This window comes from Kutzneria sp. 744 (genome assembly GCF_000568255.1).
Lineage (GTDB): Bacteria > Actinomycetota > Actinomycetes > Mycobacteriales > Pseudonocardiaceae > Kutzneria.
In genome coordinates this window covers 2678466-2695175 of the sequence record NZ_KK037166.1, presented here as the reverse complement: position 1 = coordinate 2695175, position 16710 = coordinate 2678466, and the positions used below count along the sequence as shown (strand labels likewise).

Sequence of the window (16710 nt, the reverse complement as noted above, 5' to 3'; positions counted from 1 at the left end):
GCACACCTCGATCACCCACGAGTTCGTGGAGTACATCCCCGGCGAGCTCGCCGAAGCGGTGCTCTACGTCTCGATCACCTACCGCACCGCCGTGCACCGGTGCGCCTGCGGGTGCGGTAACAAGGTAGTCACGCCGATCAGCCCGGCCGACTGGCAACTGTTCTACGACGGTGAGACCGTGTCGCTGACCCCTTCAATCGGCAACTGGGGGTTCCATTGTCGCTCGCACTACTGGGTCACGTCGAACCAGGTCCAATGGTCGGGCACATGGACCGACAAGCGAATCGCGGCTGGCCGAACACGTGACGACTGGGATCGACAACAGTACTTCGCAGGGCGCAAGGCCGCCGCGCATGAACCAGAAACCGCTGAAACCATCGACGCTGATGGGCGCAGCCCCCTTGCCTGGCTCCGGAAACTGCTCCGACGTTAGCCAGCAGCACGGTGCATTTGCGTCAATTTCGTCCAACGGTCGGGCGAGCATACTCAGGCGCCGGTCGGCCTCGTCAAGATAGGCGGAACCCGCTCGTAGAGCATGGGCTCAGCGTCCCGCAGTTCGTGCTCTACGGCCTCGGTGAGGTTCCGGTCGTCGACGAGCACGCCGAACTCGACGTTGCCGTGCTCCGCGCTCCACGAGTAGTTCGCGCTGGTCACCAGCAGGAATCGGTGGTCGATCGCGAGGAACTTCGCGTGGTTGCGCACGCCCGCGCCGTCGAAGATCTTCGTGCGTAGAACGACGGCGGGCCTCAGGTGCGCGGCGACCTCGGATGCGGTCGGCGCGCCCCGCCCCGCCGCTGCAGCGTCGAGGTACACCCGCACGGCCAGCTCCGGCCGCGCGGCGGCCTGCCGCAAGGCTTGCCACAGTCCCGAGGAGCGCTGGAAGTTGAAGGTGGAGCAGGTGATGGACTGCCGCGCGCTGTCGACAAGGTGCGGCACGGAGGCGGTGAGGGGCCCGCTGCGCGCGAGGTGTCCCGGCATCGTCCACAGGGGCGTCGCCGAGGTCGGGGCGGACCGTGCGCCTTCGATGGCTCGCAGGACGGCGATGCGGGATGCCGGGGACGACCCGGCGGCCAGCAGCGTCCGGACCGTCGCGCGGTTCCCTGGGGCGACAGCCTTCAGCGCGCTGGTGAGGGTGTCGCCGTCGGCGAGCCGGTCCGCGAGCAACCCCGCCTCGGTCCCGGTGAGTCGCTGGCCCAGTTCCCATGCCGCCGCGGGGTCAATCGGCGCGTCCGAAGAACCCAACACCACTCCCAGGGAGGTCGACGAGGAAGCGCCGGTCGAGGAACCGGTTGGCCCTCTCACAAGAGGTCTCCGACGCCATGACACAGCAGTGGCAGGCGGCGCCGTGCAGAAAGTCCTCAGGGTCCTGCGGGGTGCGCATCGCACAGATCGGGTCCGAGGAGCACCGGGTGGCCCGGTACAGCGCGCCGGACACAACACGTTCGAGCCGGTCGGGTTCACTGAGCTGCACCAGCCCGCCGAGGGTGCCGTCGCTATCGGATGCGGTCGTGCAGATGAGCAGTCCGGCAGCCGCTTCGCGGCCTCCGGACTCGGGCCAGGCGTACAGCCGTTCGCTCAGACTGGCGGCGGAGTAGCCGCACGTCATGGCCAATTCCCGGATCAGTACGTGCGCGAAGGTATGGATGAGCCAGTAGCGCGGCGGCCTGAGCCGGGTGTCGGGGTCGACATCCTGCGCGGTCTCGGAGAAGCGACGGTAGAAGTTGCGCCGATGCGCGTCTCGCTGGGCAGTCCAGATGTCCGTCGTTTCGATCCGCGTTTCCCACGCCGCCACGGCTGCCTCGTCGAGCTGGAGGTAGATGCCCTCGCCGCGATCTTCCGTTGCCACCGTCCACGCCGGGTACGGCGTTCTGGTCAGCGGGGCCAGGCGTTGGGGTAGGTCACCGACCCGGTCCATGTCGTCAATGCGGGTGAAGCCGACGAGCGCGTTGACCTTGCGCAGCCGTTCGACGGCCAGCACCCTGGTGATCTCCGGTCGCAGCTCGGGACCACGATCCCGCCGGGACAGCGTAAGCCCGCTTACCTCGTCCTCGTGCCGGAGCCCGAGCGGATCCTTGAGCAGGTACTGCCATTCCGGGACGAGCAGGTCCACCGGATCCCACTGCTTGGCCCAGGCGTCCAGTTCCTCGGCCGACTCCGGCGGCAGGAGAGCCGTCGCGACGGCCTGGGCAAGTTTGTCGTCCGAGAGTTCGGAGACGTCCACTTTGCCGTCGAGCACGTCCCGCAGGGTGTCCAGGTCGTCGGCGTACTTGGCGAGCTTCTCGCCCAATGCCACGCGGATGCGCGCGGCGAGGTCGCCGGCCTCTTCCTGCGACGACTCGGGCATCACGATGATCGACTGCGTCGCCGGGAACCAGAGATTCGACGCGCCGACGAGGATGAGCCGCGCTTCGTTGCGGCACCCCTGCGGCTCGAAGGCGTCGAGGTGGGGATGGCGGCCACGGCAGCGTGGAAGCTTGCTCTTGCCAGCCTCACCCTGAGCCTCGTTCATCCCTCGCCGTGCGCCGCATGACTCGCACCCGATCACGGCCGATGCGCCCTTGCCCGCGGTGCGGTCAACCATTTTCAATGCCGGGAACTCCGCCTGGGGGCAACGGTTCCAGTGGTGTACCCATTCGTCGTATGGGAACTCGTCGAGGTGCCCGTCCACACAGGCCAGTAGGTACCGGGCGGGCACTGCTGTGCGCCGGGCCGGTTTACGGGTCCGGTTGCCCGACCTGCCGGTGCACTTGGCGTGTTCGAAGCAGGCCAGGTCGGCGCGGAACGGGTGGGTGTTGGTGTACGCCAACTGCGAAACCGTGCCCAGCATGTCGCATCCGGTGCAGCGCAGCCATTGCGGGAACACTCGTGCGGGCACGCCGAGGTCGTTGCCCTCGGTGGACAGGCTGATCTTCTTCGGCTGCCACGGGTGCGGGCGCAACTGCACGTCGCGGGACCGGAGCAGCTTGCCCACGACTTCGCGCAACCGGGGAGCGCGGATCTGCGGGATGCCGTCGCGGCGCCGCCAGATTCGATCCCAGTCGTCCAGGCCAGTTGACATGATCGTGAACTGCGGCAGGTCCATGATCGAGCCAGGTCCGTACGTGTAGAGCAGCGACGACGGGCGACCCGAGCCGACCTTCGCGCGGTTGTGCTTGGTCGCCTTCTCGGCCTCGCGCTCCGCGTCGCCCAGCGGGTCGACGGCGGTCGCGGCGTCATAGACGAACCGGGTATCGACGGTCACGGGTTCTCCTGAGGTGGTTCCCATCGGGGTGCTCCGGGCGGCGCGATGTAGACGAGGTTCTCCTTGATGGGGCTCACGAGCAGGTTGATCTCCGGCTGCACCTCTCGCATCGAGTTGGCCACGACGAACGGCGGCGCGTCCCGCGAGTCCGCACGGGACTTGGCGTTCTCCGCGCTCATCATCAGCGCGTCGTGTCGTGTGTCGTCGGTGACTTTCTCGTAGACCAGCGACTTTCGGTGGTCGGCCAAGTACTTGCGGCGCTTCTCCCAGTGGTCGAGGCGGTTCATCAGTTGGTCCTGCGCCCGGCGGGCGGCGTCCTCGTTCGACGCGCTCAGCACCCGGCTGACCAGTGCGTCGATGAGGTCGACGACGAAGTCGCGCCGACTGTCGATGCCGCCCGCGTTGTGCTCCGGGGAGAGTCCTTGTGTCTCCGCCGCTTGCAGGACCCGTGTCGCGCTGACCAGTACGCCGTCCAGGCCACGGTCGAGCGAGGTCGCCGAGAACGGCGTGACCGACAACGCCTCGACCTGGGCGTAGAACGTCTCGTGGTAGTGCCGGAACTGCTCGAAATGCGCCAGATCGCGCGGTCGTGCCCAGTTTCCCAGCGACACCACCAGGCCCGGCCGTGCTGCGTCCCGACCGACGCGCGAGGACGCCTGGATGTACTCGGCGGTGTTCTTCGGCTGGCCGACCACGAGCATCAACCCGAGCCGGGTGACGTCCACACCTACCTGGAGCATCGACGTGGCCAGCACCGCATCGAACGGAGCGACCTCGCGCGTGGGCACCGGCTTCTTCGCCTCGCGCGATGCCCGCAGTTCGCGCTTGCCGGCCGTGGAGTCGAACCTGGGCTCGAAGGTCACGGCCATCTGGTCCAGCGTCGCGGTGATATCGGCGCTGGCTACCCGCGAGGTGAGTTCGGCGACGTGAAGCGAACCGAAGTCGGTGCCGGTCCGGCTGGGCAGCAGCGACCACGGGCGGCGTTTGGCGAGCGCGGTCTGGATGTCGTCGCCCATGTACCGCGCCATGCCCGCCAACTCGCGGGTGGCGCTGAAGTATGCCACCAGCGACAGGTACGGATCGGCCGCCTCGCCGGACCGGTCGAGCAGCAGTTGGCCCGCTGCCATCAGCACCTCGGCTACCCGGATCTCGGCGGTGGTCAGGCGGACGCCCGTGGTCGACAGGCCGACGTAACGCCGTCCGGGGAACTTGTCCGAGATCGGTTCTTCCTTGGAGAAGAACGTGTTGCCAGCGTCCAGCACCTGCGGTGGAAAGATCGTGATATCCCGCCCGTACAACGCTTTGACCTGGTCGGCGGCGTTGCGTGCCGTCGCTGTGGACGCGACCAGCAATGGCCGCACCGTACGATTGTCAGCGGTTCGCCACGTGCTCATCACGTCGATGGCGACCTCGAACAGCCCGACTGTGGTCCCGAGCGCACCGGTGATCAGGTGCAACTCATCCTGGATGACCAAGTCCGGCGGGCGCAGCCGGGAAGCGGGACGCACCGCGGCTGCGGGCAGGCCGTCCTTGGCCGGGTGTTTGTTGCCGTCCTTGATGTCGCAGTGCTTGTAGTCAGGGTGAACGAACCCGTGTCGCTCGCACTTCCGCGACACATACCCGAACAGGGATGCCGCCTCGCCCTCGCGCGCCAGCCGGGCGAACTTGTCGACCGTCGCGATAAGGAACGCGGGCACGAGCCGGTAGATCTCCTCGTCCACCGTCAGCACCGGCAGCCCCTCGGCCGACACGCCGCCCTCGGCGAATGGGCACTCGGCCAGGTCGTCCCCGCAGTACACGTGCACGCGACGGGTCTCCGGCCTGGCCTTGACGTCGCCTGGCCCGATCCGGGTGCCACACCAGGGGCACCGCTGGATCTGCAACACGGTCAGCCGGTAGTTGCCGCCGGCGTTGTTCGCCCGCGTCAGCTGTTGTTCAGCTTCGTCGAACCGCTTCGGGCTCACGTCCGTTCCGACCCACAGCCCGATCCGGAACGGCTCGGCCCCCCATGTGGCCACGTCGTCAAGCCGGGCCAACTCCGCGGCGCACACGAGGGAGGTGGCGCGTTGGAACTGCTGGGCGGTGAGTAGTCGCAGTGTGTACCGCATCAGCACCGCGATCCCGGAATTGCCGTCCAGCGGACCGTCCGGTGTGGACACGATGCCCTGGCGCCGCCGGATGGCGAACGTGTACGCGGCTAGCCCGAGGTACGCCTCGGTCTTGCCGCCACCGGTGGGGAAGAACAGCAGTTGGGCCTTCGGGTCATTGCTGGAGCGCCGCTGTGCCGCCGGGTCGGTCAGCATCGGCAGCTGCATGAGTACGAACGCCAACTGGAACGTGCGCCACGAGTGCGCTTTCGGCCCCTGCGTGAGGATCGCCGCCCGCGCGTGGTCGATGCTCTCGCCGGGATTGCCTGCCCGGCGCTGTGCCACTTGCGTTTGGATGCGCTGGTCGGCCATCACCCGGTTCATGAACCGGAAGCACCGTAGCGCCTCGTCGTCAGCGAGCAGGTGGTCAAGGCCATCCGCGAGCTGTCGTTGCACCTGCTGCGCTTCTCGCACCAGTTCGACGCCGTCCTCACGCAGATGCTCAGGCAGCGCCTCGGCCGTGGTGAGCTGCTTGTCGAGCCAGGTGCGGTATCCGGCGACGATGGGCTCCAGCCCAGTCCGCAGCTCCTCGCGGCTGGCGGCTTGCAGTGTCCGCATATCCAGCAGCGCCGCCCCGATCTCCTCGGCCGTGGTCTGCGGGGTCTGCACCGTTGGCAACCACGTCGTCCACACGGCACTGGCACGCCGGATCTCGCCGGACGCGTTCCAGTCGACCGAACAGGTGCGCCCGATGGCGAACTCCAGCCGATCACGGTACTGGAGCCTTAGGCGCCGCAGCTCGTCGTCCCGCTCCTGGCGAGTATCGGTCAGCCTGTCGGTAACCGGTAGGAAAACCTCGTGACCATCCGCTTCGACCAGCAGTTTTGTCTGATATAGCCAGGCGTTGACGGGAATCTTGCGCGGTGCCACTCGATCGTTGCACAGCGCCACCTCGATCAGCTTCGTCCCGCCCTCGACGTCGTCGTAGCGGTCCACCCTGAGCACAACGGTGTCCCGCAGGTGGATCGTCGTCGTCTGCGCGGGGTCGAGCTTGGCGACGCTGATCGTCTTCTTGATCTCGATGGGTGCGCGCTTGTACCGGCGAACGGTATTTTCGCTGTTCTCCCGCTTCTCTTTGGTCGGCTCGTACTGTCCCCACGAAGCGGTCACGGTGAACTCGGCCAAGTCGTCGGGGATCTGGCAGCGCAACCCCATCGACGCTGGGATCATCAGACCGCGCTGTTGCGGCTGATCCTCGACGCTGTCCTCGTCCGCCCCCGCACCGCTCTCGTCTACGGCGGTGACCGGAACTCCCCGGCTCCCATCAGCGTCGGTCGCGTCACCGACGTCGGTAGCCGCCTCGTCCTCGTTGGCGTCCGACGGGTCCTCCCGGCCGGACGCCAACCGCACTGGCGCGATCCGCCCCACCAGGTAGGCAACATCCGGCACACCGTCGAGCACTTCTTCGGGGCCGTTCGCCGGGCCGAGCAACTCCCGTTCCAGGATGTCAACCAGGTTTTCCCGTACCGTAAGCGACCGCCCGTCCGGCTCGTGCTCCAACCGGTACTCCGGGGCCTGCGGGGCGTTCACTCGTCATCCCCCTCATCCTCATCGTCTGATGGTGGGGGCGCCTCACCCTGAGCAGCGGCCCGGCGGTGATTCTCCTCCAGCAGAAGGTCCAGGATTTTGACACGCGCTTCCGGGTTGACCGTCCACCGAGTCATCTGTCGGTACGCGTGGAATCCGTGATTCAGCGGCACATCGCCCCAGCCGTAGGCATCCATCGCGACTCGGTCGAGGGCGACGTGAATCTCCCGCATCCGCGCCACATCCGGATCTGCCGAGTCAGCGGTGTCCTGGTCGTTGACGAGCTTGTACAGTTTGGTCACCCCCCATTCCCGTCGCAACATGATCTCGCGCCGTTCACTGTCCAATACTCGCCCGATCTCCACCAGTCGGTCGGCCGACTTGGGGCGAGGGAAGGTCTCGAACACGCCGGACGGCGTGTAACGCGGGTCAACACGTATCCCTGAACCGTACTTAATAGCCCACATTTGATGCAGGCTCGAAGACAACACCGCCTGATCCGCAAATGAGCCCGTCGCGAACACGACAGTAGCTTCGCTTGGGACCATCCCCTTAGAAATTCGCAGCGGCATGACCGTCTTACTGTGCCGCGTGATTATAAGAACCTCGTTCAGTTCGACGATCGCTCTCCTCAGTGTTTCGCGAGGTCGCCAGAGAAGCCACCAAGGAGCCTCGCGTACGGCCTTCGGCTTCTTGAGTCGTTCACTCCTGACTGTTTCATACAGTCGCCGGTATGGCAGCCGGTAACGCTGTGCCTCCTGATCTGAACGACCCCTGAAGTCGATGATCCAGCGGGACGGCGACGCATCGGGGTGGGAGTTCAGGTCCTCGCCATTAAGGTAGGGGAAAAGGACCTCGGCGTTTTTCGGATCGACCTCAATCCATGCGGCAGCTTCGTCAGGCTCCAGTACGAATCCCATACCCAGTGCTATACACCCTTGGAAAGAAATGCCGGCGTTCTCCAACAGTCGCATCGGCATGCCTTCTACCCGCCCGGCGGGCTCCAAAAGAGTGGAGATTCTCTCTACTCTGACATCGTCCGCCAGTCGTGGCACTTCAGGTGGGATGGCACTGCGACTGCCCCACACCGCAGCAAATTCGAGGTTGGCGCCAGCGGCAGGCCAGGGCCTGCTCTGAATCGATCGCACGATGGTGAAGCCGTCCGCGACCATCCGGTCGAGACCAACTTCACGGGTGTCAACCTGGGCAATAGAGTTCGTTGCGACGAGCCCAAGGTTTCCACGACCGGACAATAGAGAGTTGGCACGAAGGAAGAAGTAGGCAACGAGATCGGCCTTGCCTTTGAAGCCATTGGCCAGCACATTGACTAGCCACTCACGCAAATTGGGTCCTATCGCTGACGAAACCTTCGGTCCACCCAGGAATGGCGGGTTGCCGATGATAGCGTCGAAGCCGCCACGTTCCATCACGTCCGGCACCATGAGAATCCAGTGGAGCGGTTTCCAGCGTTGGTAGTCGGTCCGTACGCTTGGGGTGAGTCCGGCGTCGAGGATGCCGTCGAGCATGGCGCGGTCGGAAGCGTTGTGCGCCAGGTTCAGCGCCCAACTGAGATCTGTGTACGCGGAGTTCAGCTTTTTGCCCGGCTTGCCGCCGTGCCGAAGTCCGGTGGCGATCACCGCGTCGCCGATTTCGGTCAGTTCCGCGACGAGATCGCGGTACTCCCGCCACTGTCGGCGCTTGGTGGTCGCCGAGCGCTGCGGGTCGGCGTCATTGACCTCGGTTGCGAGCTGCCTGCGCAACGTGACCGCGCGCTGCAGCGTGCTGTCGACGTCGGGCTGGAACGGCATCTGCCGTGGGAGGTCAGGATCGATGTGTTGATACTTCAGTTGCCGGACGTCGGTGAGGCCGAGCAGGGAGTTGCCGTGCAGGATCTTGTCGTCCACGAAAGAGAACGGCAGTTTCGGGTCGAGCGACACTAGCCAGAGCGATAGTTTGCACATCTCGACGGCCATGCCGTTGATGTCCGCCCCGTACAGGCAAGTCGCCACCACGGTTCGGATGGCGTGTGTCATCTGCTCGTGCGGTGTACCGACGGCCGCGCCTTCACGCTGCCACGCCTCCACCAATCGCTCAGCCAAGTAACGGGCAGCAGCGACGAGGAACGCACCCGAGCCGCAGGCGATGTCGGCGACCTTGAGGTCGAGAATCCGCCACGACTCCTTCAGCACCCAACCGTCTACCTGTTGGTGCGGTCCGGGTTCGTAGGCGAGGGATTCCAGTGCGTGCAGCACAACCTCCTCGGCGAGCGATCGGGGCGTGTAGTGAGCGCCCGCCGTCGCTCGTGATGGCGTCTCGACCACCAGCACACCGCCGGGCACTACGACTAAGGGTTTGTTGCGCAGGTCGCGGCGGATGATCCCGACGAACGGCCGCAGCCTGTCTCGCAGCTCGGCATCCGAGGTCGCCGCGCGCAGAGCGCGTTCGGCGTCCTCGATCTTGTTATTGTCGCGGATGGCCTTGGCCAGCGCTGCCTTCGAGGGCGGGGTAGCGGCGGGCTGGTGCTCCTTAGCCCACGCGAGGATCGCGTCGGCCAGCGCGGTGTCACCGCGCTTGGTCGTCGCGAGCGACTCCAGCACCGCGAGGGGGATCTCCGGTTCCTCGCCTTCCTTGCCGATCAGACCTACGGTCACCTCGTCGACCTCGGCGCACGAGTAGCCGAGCAGGCCCTCGTAGATGTAGCCGATCTGCTCGACATCGATGTCCCGGAAGGAGATTCGCCGAGCGGGCTGCCCCTTGAGCTTGGCGAACTGGACGGCGCGCAGCACCTCCAGCATCACGCGGTCTGACACCGTGATGGCCAATGTCCCTTGTGGACCGCGCGTGGCGAGGAACGGAAACCGGCCGGAGTCGAACAGCGAGCCACCGTACGACGGCAGTCGAATGTCTTCAAAGGACGCTCCCCGGTACAGCGCCTGTGAGGTGGCGAGGAGGCGGTGCCAGGTTAGGTGGGTGGCGTCGAGGGCTTCGCTGCCTTCTTCGCGGGCGCGGGCGTCGAGCGCGTTCAACTCCTCGCTGATGCCATAGCCGAGGGTGAACAGGCTGCTTTGGGGCAGCAAGTTGCGTTCCTCGGCGAAGAGCAGGAACACCACCCGCATCATCACCGTCACGGCCGCCTCGTACACGTCCGCTCGCTTGGCGGGCAGGGGATCGAGGCCGTCCGCGGCCAGCGCGGCTTCGGACAGCGCCTGCACCATCAGCTCGACGGCGCGGCGGACCTGCGTGCCCAGTGCCTCGGTGATCTCCTCGGCGGCGGCAACCGACTCGCCGAACAGCGCGGTCAGCCGGTCCTCGGGCTTGCCGCCGAGCAGCCGGCGGCGCTGGAGCAACTCGATGAAGGCGTCGCGGGTTTGCGGTTCCTCAATCCACGTCTGCGCGTCCACGACACCCGACGCGACCATGGTTTCCTTGCGAGCGCTGACGATCGCCCACCACCGGCCGTCGGTGACGAGACCGATTGGGACCGCGTTGGCGCGCAGCAACTCTTCGAGCCGGTCGATCGGGGTGTTCGCCCACCCGTCGTCAAGTGGATCGCGCAGGGAGTCGACCGGATCGATGACGAGGATCAGCGCGCCGATCGTGTCATCGTGTACGAGGGCGCCGCTCGCGCGCACGGTGACGGCATGGTCGGGAGACCGCACCTGGTCACCCACGGTGGCGGCGGTGTAGGAGTCGCGCCACCCGAGCATGTCTCGCAGGACGACATCCGCCCAGGTATCCCGCTCCTGACGGTAGAACTCGAGCGCGGCGGCGTCGTCCCGTCGTGTGTCCCAGTTCTCCCATGCCTTCTCAAACGCGACCTTGGCGTCTTTCAGTGCAGTGATGGCGTCCTTGGCCGGCACCGGTATGCCTTGCGGCCATACCCGCCTGAGCGCGGGTATGGCGAGGAACGGGCCGTCGGTGTCGACGAGTTCCAGCCATCGGCGGTGTAGGTCGGCTCCGGTGGGCGCGGCTCGACGGTTCATGCCCGCACCTTCCCGGTCTCGGCATCGGCGGGGGTGAGCGCGAATACGACGGCCGCAGCTGACACGTGTGGCCGGATGTCGCGGTAGCGCTCGCCGATCGTGGCGATCTCCCGCTGTTCTTCGTCGTCCAGGTTCACCAGCCGGTCCTCCATCGCCCGTAGGTCCCGACGGCGCTGTGCCTGCTGGTCATCGGTGAACAGCTTCTCCTCTTCGGCACGGATTTCCCCCGACAGCCGATCGCGGGACTCGCGCAGATTGATCCGGAACGCGCCGAAAATCTCGCGCACCCTCGCGATATCGGAGTCCCGGCGCTTCTGGAGCGCTTCGGTGACCTGGGTCTGGCGGGACTCGGCCTTGCGGGCCATGGCAGTTAGCAAACGGTTGCGTAGTCGCGAATCCTCGGCGTTCCACAGGTTGGCGAGTGACGTGCGCACGTCCTCCGCGGCGAGGGACAGGTTCTCCGCGTCGAGGGTCGCATCAAGCACTTCTTCCACCTTCGCCTCGGACATGGTGTTGCCGTGCACTCGGATGCCGGTGAGGAAGACCTCCTCGTGCAGGCGAAGTCCGCCGCGGCCGACCAGGACCAGCCGTGACACGGCCGCCACGCACGACTCGGGAAGGCCCTCCGCCACGACGGCGGTCACCCGGTGGACTGGGGAGTCGATCCCGAACAGGGCGCTGCGCAGTACGCGGGTGGCGCGCTGCATGAGGGCGTGGCCGAGGTGGATGTGCACCAGGTCGTGCCGGCCCTGCGCGGCCTTGTCGTCGAAGGTGATCGGTCGCAGCGTGTCGGGCTCCAGCCGGGTGTCCAAACCACGCAGCGCGGGCTGCCACGCCGACCCCAGCCCTGGAACGGCGAACACGGCCGCGTCGGTGTCCTGGGCGAAGGAGAAGTCCTCCAGCAGCGGGGGCTGGGCGGTGAGCGCGAGCGCGGTGTCCACGACCCGGCGGGCGTTCGCCGGGGTCAGGTGCATTTCCACCTTGTGCTCGTCGTAGGTGCGGGACAGCTCGGTGAGCCGGCGGTTGAGTTCAAGACCACCGGCGAGCGCGCGGGTGATGACCGCGTTGCCGTCGTCCGGCGCCGCGGGCTTGACCTTGCGGCCTCCCGTCGCCGGGTCGAAGTGGTTGCGCATCTCGAAGTCGACCACCTGGTTGACCGAGCCGAGGTCCGCGGCGACGGTCCCGATCTTGTCCGCGATCCGCTCCACCAGGAACCGTAGGTCGCGCGCGTACTGGGAGTCGGCGGACTCGGGCACGAACCGATAGATCTGCGGGATGCTCCGCTGGCCGTAGCGGTCGATCCGGCCGATCCGCTGCTCCAGCCGCGACGGGTTGAACGGGATGTCGAAGTTGACCAGCCGGTGGCAGTGGTCCTGCAGGTCGATACCCTCGCCGGCCGAGTCGGTCGCGACCAGCACCCGCACCGGGTGCTTGGCGGGGTCCTCGGTGAACTGCGCCCGGATCAGCTCGCGCTCCTCGGTCGGGGTCGAGCCCTGGATGGTGGCCAGCACGTCCCGGTAACCCCGCTGGGTCAGGACATCGACGATCCACTCCAATGTGGCGGCGTACTCGGTGAACACCACCACTCGCTCGTTGATCCACGTCCGGCCATCAGGGCGGCAGGTCGCGTCCAGGAACTTGATCAGCGCTTCCAGTCGTGAGTCCGGCCGGTGCTCGTAGCGGGAGCCCCACTCGATCAACGATTCGATCTCGCGTCCGGTGGCCGTCGCCAAAGGGTCGGAGCCCTTGCTGTGTCGGAGTGCGGTGAACTCGGGGTGCTCGGTGGCGCCTTCTTCCTCGTCTGACTGGCCGCTGCCTAGCACCTCGGCGTAGTACTGCTCCTCGTCGTCGAGCTCGAGCTGACGGCCGGTGCTAGCGGCTTGCTCGTATAGCTCCAGCGTGCGGGCGAACGACCAGGGGCTGGACAGGAAACGCTTCTTCAGCAGCATCGCTACCAGGCCGCCGGAACGCCCCTTGCCATTCGCGCGTGCGCTGTCGGTGAGGATGCGGTCTAGCAGAGCGAACTGGCGCTGCTCATCCTCGCTGGTCGTAAACACGATCGGCTTGAGCTCCCGCTTGCGGAAGTCCTTCTCCGGCAGCTCGGTCTTCAGCCGCCGGACCGCGACCTCCCGCAACGCCCGCTCGTCGAGATTCGCGCCCCGGCTGAAGCGCCGTCCGTCGATCATCTCCAACAGCGCCGTGAACGACTCCGAGTAGCCGTTGTGCGGGGTCGCGCTCAGGAACAACCGGTGCTCGCACTTGTCCGCCAGCGCCTTCGTGGCCGTCGTACGCTGGCTGTCGACGGCGTAACCACGCCGGCCGGGCGCGGTAGTCGGGCTCGCCGGCGCGACATGGTGGGCCTCGTCGACCACGAGAACGTCAAAGGCGAACCGCCGGGCCGAGGCAGTGTCCGCGACGTCAGCGAATACGTCACGCAACAGCCGCTGCGCACGCAGGGTCGGCAGCCACGACATGCTGACGATCACCCTGGGGAACAGCCGAAACGGGTTCGCGGCCAAACCGTGGCTACGTCGCGCCCGCGCCAACAGGTCGCTGTTGACGATGACGAAGTCCAGACCGAACTTTTCCCGCATCTCGTCCTGCCACTTCAGCGCCAGGCTCGGCGGACAGACGATCACCACGGACCGGGCACGATGGCGCAGCAGCAGCTCCTGGATCACCAGACCGGCCTCGATGGTCTTGCCAAGACCGACGTCGTCAGCGAGCAGCAGATTCGTCCGCGAAGACTGAAGTGCTCGGCGCAGCGGTTCGAGCTGATACGCCTCCACGTTCGCGCCACTGCGGAACGGTGCCTGGTAGGAGTTGGCATCGGCCGAGGTCACCGCGCCCCAGCGCACGGCGTCGACAAACGCGGCCAGCGTGTTGGGATCGTCGAACGCGGCCGGATCGATCTTCTCCGGAAGGCCCTGGTCGGGCGCGACAGTGTGGCCGACCTCCAGCTCCCACACCACCGTGAGTTCCTGGCCCAGCCGGTCCTCCTCCAACGATTGAAGACTCACCACGTGCGTCAGACCAGCGGCGCCCTCGTCGGCCGGGCTCCGCGGCAGGCCCTGCTGCTGCACCGCCGCGACCGCCCAGGTCGATCCGCGGACGTTCACCACCTGGCCGGACTCCGGGACACGCGGCATCGGCGGCGTCCCAGCGGCGTCCGTGGGCTTGCCCTGCTCCGCCGTGATCGTCACGTTCATCCCTTCGTCGGCCACCGAAGCGCCATCCTTCTCCCGACTTGCGATTTTCGCAAGTCGGGAGCTAGTGTTGCCGGGTGTCCAGTGTTCCCGAGCGTGTGTTGAGCCTGATCGAGGCGTCCGGGCTGACTCGCCGCGAGTTCGGGCAGCAGGTCGGCCTCGACGAGTCGAAGATGTCCAAATCGCTCAGCGGCGCCCGCCGCTTCTCCTCCGTCGACCTCGCCCGGATCGCGGACCTGTGCAAGGTGACCGTCGACTGGCTGATCACCGGCGAAGAACCGCCGCTGGCCCTGGCCGCCCGAACCACTGGCGGCAACGCGGGCATTGCCTTGACCGCCGCGAAGCGGTACAGCACGCTGCGCACGGACATGGCGGCCCTCGGCTACCCGCAACCGTGGCAGACGAGCAGCCAGGGCCTCGGCCAGGGCGGATACGCCGAGCAGGGCCGGTCGCTGGCCCGTGGCGCTCTGACACGCGTCAACGAGACCGGGCGCTCGATTGCCGCCGGCGACCTGGTGACGCTGGTCGAGGAGGTCTTCGGCGTCGACGTAGCACTTGTCGAACTTGGCATGGGATTCGACGGCCTGGCGGCGTCGTCCGAGCACGTCAAGCTCATCGTGCTGGCAACCTCGCACGTGCCGGCCCGGCAGCGCTTCACGCTCGCGCACGAACTCGGTCACCTGCTCGCTGGCGACGACCAGGACATCCACCTGGACCGGGACGTCTACGACAAGGCCCAGTCGAAAGACCCCAGTGAGATGCGCGCCAACGCGTTCGCCTCCGCGTTTCTCATGCCCGAGGACCTTCTCCGCGCCGCCGTCGGCTCGACCGGCCTGGCCGAACACGCGTTCGCGACGCTGGCGTGCGACCTGATGGTGACCCCGTCTGCGCTCGCCTACCGCCTGCTCCACCTACGACTGATCGACGCAGGCGCTTGCGACCGTTACAAAGCCATCACCGCCGCCAGGGCGGCGAGCATGGCCGCCCGCGGCGACGAGTTCGCCCAACGGGTCACTCAGGCCAGCACACCACGCCCGCCTGGCATTCTGGTCCGGGATACCTACGCGGCGTACGAAGCAGGCGCCGCCACCCTCCGCCCATACGCAAACCTACTCGGAGTCGACGTCGACGAACTCAGGCAGGCGCTTGAGTCCGAACTCGGAACCCCCGATACGCCATGACCGAGTTCCTGTTCCCGGACAACACGGTCCTGTGCAACTTCGCCTCGGTAAGCCGACTCGACTTGCTCAACTCGGTGCTCGACGGACGTGGCCGGTGGACTGAAGCCGTCGCTTACGAGGCGACCAGATCCGCGCGTGTCCTGCCGGACCTAGGCCAACTGACAGCCGCCGATTGGCTCGGCGAGCCGATCGAGATCGACGATGAATCCGAGATCCAGCAGATCAACGCCATCCGCCGGGCCGTCTTCGGTGGCGCCGATGACGAACCGTTGGCACACCTCGGCGAAGCCCAGACCTGCTTCGTGATCGTCAAGTGGAGCGAGTTCGCCGGCTCCTGGTGGATCTCCGACGACCGAGAGGCCCTGCGCTACGCGCGCCTCCGAGGAATCACCACACGCGAGACGATCGACCTGGTCAGCACGGCCGTCATCACCGGCTACATCGCTGCAAATGATGGGTTCGACCTCATGCAGCAGATGGCCAGTCAAGGCCGACATCTCCGACTTCCCAATACAGCTACGGATCTGCGGCGCTAACATGCCTCACTTGGCCGGATCGCACCCGGCAAGGACAGGTCAAGACCGAAAGAGAAATGCTACGCCGGTTCGTCGGAACCCGTTGCCGGTTTGTCTACCAAGGCGGATCGCCTGGCCGCGAGCGCCGACCCGGCTCGCCGGCGAGGCGACGATCCCGCTCCGCTATCCGAGACGAGCCACGTGCGTAGCTGGTAGCCGTTCGCCTGGTGAAGGATCGGAAGCGTCAGCCCGGAGAGTCAGCCGGGCCTGAATGGGCCGGACTGCCGACCCGCGACCACGCACTGTTACCACCGCAGTGTGACCGGTTAGGTAGCCGTGGCCGTCGCCGATCCCGGTCCAGTGGTGATCGGTCGCGGACACCTCAGCTCGGCCGCGGGCCACCAGCCGCCGGTGCCGAATGGGGATCAAGACAGCGCCTCGGCTGCGTGCCCGCGCGGTCAATCGCGAGCCATCGCCTGTCCCCTAGCGCCATCGCGGACGAGGCGGTCGGCGGCGACCACGACAAGGTCGATGCCGTCGAGCAGGGCAGCAGCGACGGTCGCCAGCTCGGCTCTGGGGTCGGGGACGAGGGCGAGTCGATGCAGCGCCACGCCGACCTCGCTGGCCGCGAGCAGCCCGAGATTCGGCAGCCCGACCACTGCGGCCCAGGAGCCCTTCGCCGCAGCCTTGGCCAGCAAGATCAGGAGCAGCGTGGTGGACCCGCCTGCGACGACGGTGCTGCCACGAGGCAACCCGGCCGCTGGCCTGTCTTTGTCGATTCGATCAGCTGCTGCTCAGTCGTCACGATGAGCCACTTGGTCGTCGCGGGGATGCGGGACAGGCGCACGGGGAGGGTAACGGCCCACTGGTCGGTCCTGCGCCGATCGCGCACTGTCACCGGGATTCGGCG

Annotated in this window: 9 protein-coding genes; 3 read left to right on the top strand and 6 right to left on the bottom strand. The window is 66.8% G+C overall.

Annotation, left to right across the window (positions count from 1 at the left end):
• The first annotated feature begins 25 nt into the window (after window positions 1-25).
• Window positions 26-433, top strand: a complete 408-nt coding sequence (locus KUTG_RS11950; RefSeq protein WP_198047112.1) for a ubiquitination-like system serine protease family protein — start codon at window positions 26-28, stop codon at window positions 431-433.
• Between the two features lie 53 nt (window positions 434-486).
• On the opposite strand, the gene drmC is transcribed toward KUTG_RS11950, so the two are convergent.
• From drmC to drmD, 5 genes are read right to left on the bottom strand one after another with little or no spacing between them, the layout of a single operon-like run.
• Complete coding sequence (gene drmC / locus KUTG_RS11945; RefSeq protein WP_052396565.1) at window positions 487-1245, bottom strand: DISARM system phospholipase D-like protein DrmC; 759 nt, start codon at window positions 1243-1245, stop codon at window positions 487-489.
• Window positions 1217-3241 (bottom strand): DUF1998 domain-containing protein, encoded by a 2025-nt coding sequence (gene drmB / locus KUTG_RS11940; protein ID WP_043716813.1) that lies wholly within the window; start codon window positions 3239-3241, stop codon window positions 1217-1219. The genes drmC and drmB overlap by 29 nt, the downstream gene beginning before the upstream one ends.
• Entirely contained in the window at window positions 3238-6918 is a 3681-nt protein-coding gene (gene drmA, locus KUTG_RS11935; protein ID WP_043716812.1) for a DISARM system helicase DrmA, read from the bottom strand. Before drmA ends, drmB begins: the two co-directional genes overlap by 4 nt.
• Complete coding sequence (locus tag KUTG_RS11930) at window positions 6915-10898, bottom strand: Eco57I restriction-modification methylase domain-containing protein (RefSeq protein WP_043716811.1); 3984 nt, start codon at window positions 10896-10898, stop codon at window positions 6915-6917. The genes drmA and KUTG_RS11930 overlap by 4 nt, the downstream gene beginning before the upstream one ends.
• A complete protein-coding gene (gene drmD, locus KUTG_RS11925; RefSeq protein ID WP_232240765.1) occupies window positions 10895-14122 on the bottom strand; it encodes a DISARM system SNF2-like helicase DrmD in 3228 nt (1075 codons plus the stop codon). The genes KUTG_RS11930 and drmD overlap by 4 nt, the downstream gene beginning before the upstream one ends.
• Before the next feature lie 80 nt (window positions 14123-14202).
• Between drmD and KUTG_RS11920 the strand changes: the two genes are divergently transcribed.
• Window positions 14203-15285 carry a helix-turn-helix domain-containing protein gene (locus KUTG_RS11920; protein ID WP_052394361.1) on the top strand — a complete coding sequence of 361 codons (1083 nt, stop codon included), beginning with the start codon at window positions 14203-14205 and terminating at the stop codon, window positions 15283-15285.
• Window positions 15282-15821, top strand: coding sequence for a hypothetical protein (locus tag KUTG_RS11915; RefSeq protein ID WP_043716810.1), 540 nt, complete (start codon window positions 15282-15284; stop codon window positions 15819-15821). The genes KUTG_RS11920 and KUTG_RS11915 overlap by 4 nt, the downstream gene beginning before the upstream one ends.
• Before the next feature lie 437 nt (window positions 15822-16258).
• On the opposite strand, the gene KUTG_RS11910 is transcribed toward KUTG_RS11915, so the two are convergent.
• Window positions 16259-16498 carry a hypothetical protein gene (locus KUTG_RS11910; protein WP_157494477.1) on the bottom strand — a complete coding sequence of 80 codons (240 nt, stop codon included), beginning with the start codon at window positions 16496-16498 and terminating at the stop codon, window positions 16259-16261.
• Window positions 16499-16710 lie beyond the last annotated feature (212 nt).

Bases quoted from the DNA above. Each gene is read 5' to 3' on its own strand.
- KUTG_RS11930 (WP_043716811.1), bottom strand. From the start codon at position 10,898: ATGAACCGTCGAGCCGCGCCCACCGGAGCCGACCTACACCGCCGATGG.
- KUTG_RS11915 (WP_043716810.1), top strand. From the start codon at position 15,282: ATGACCGAGTTCCTGTTCCCGGACAACACGGTCCTGTGCAACTTCGCC.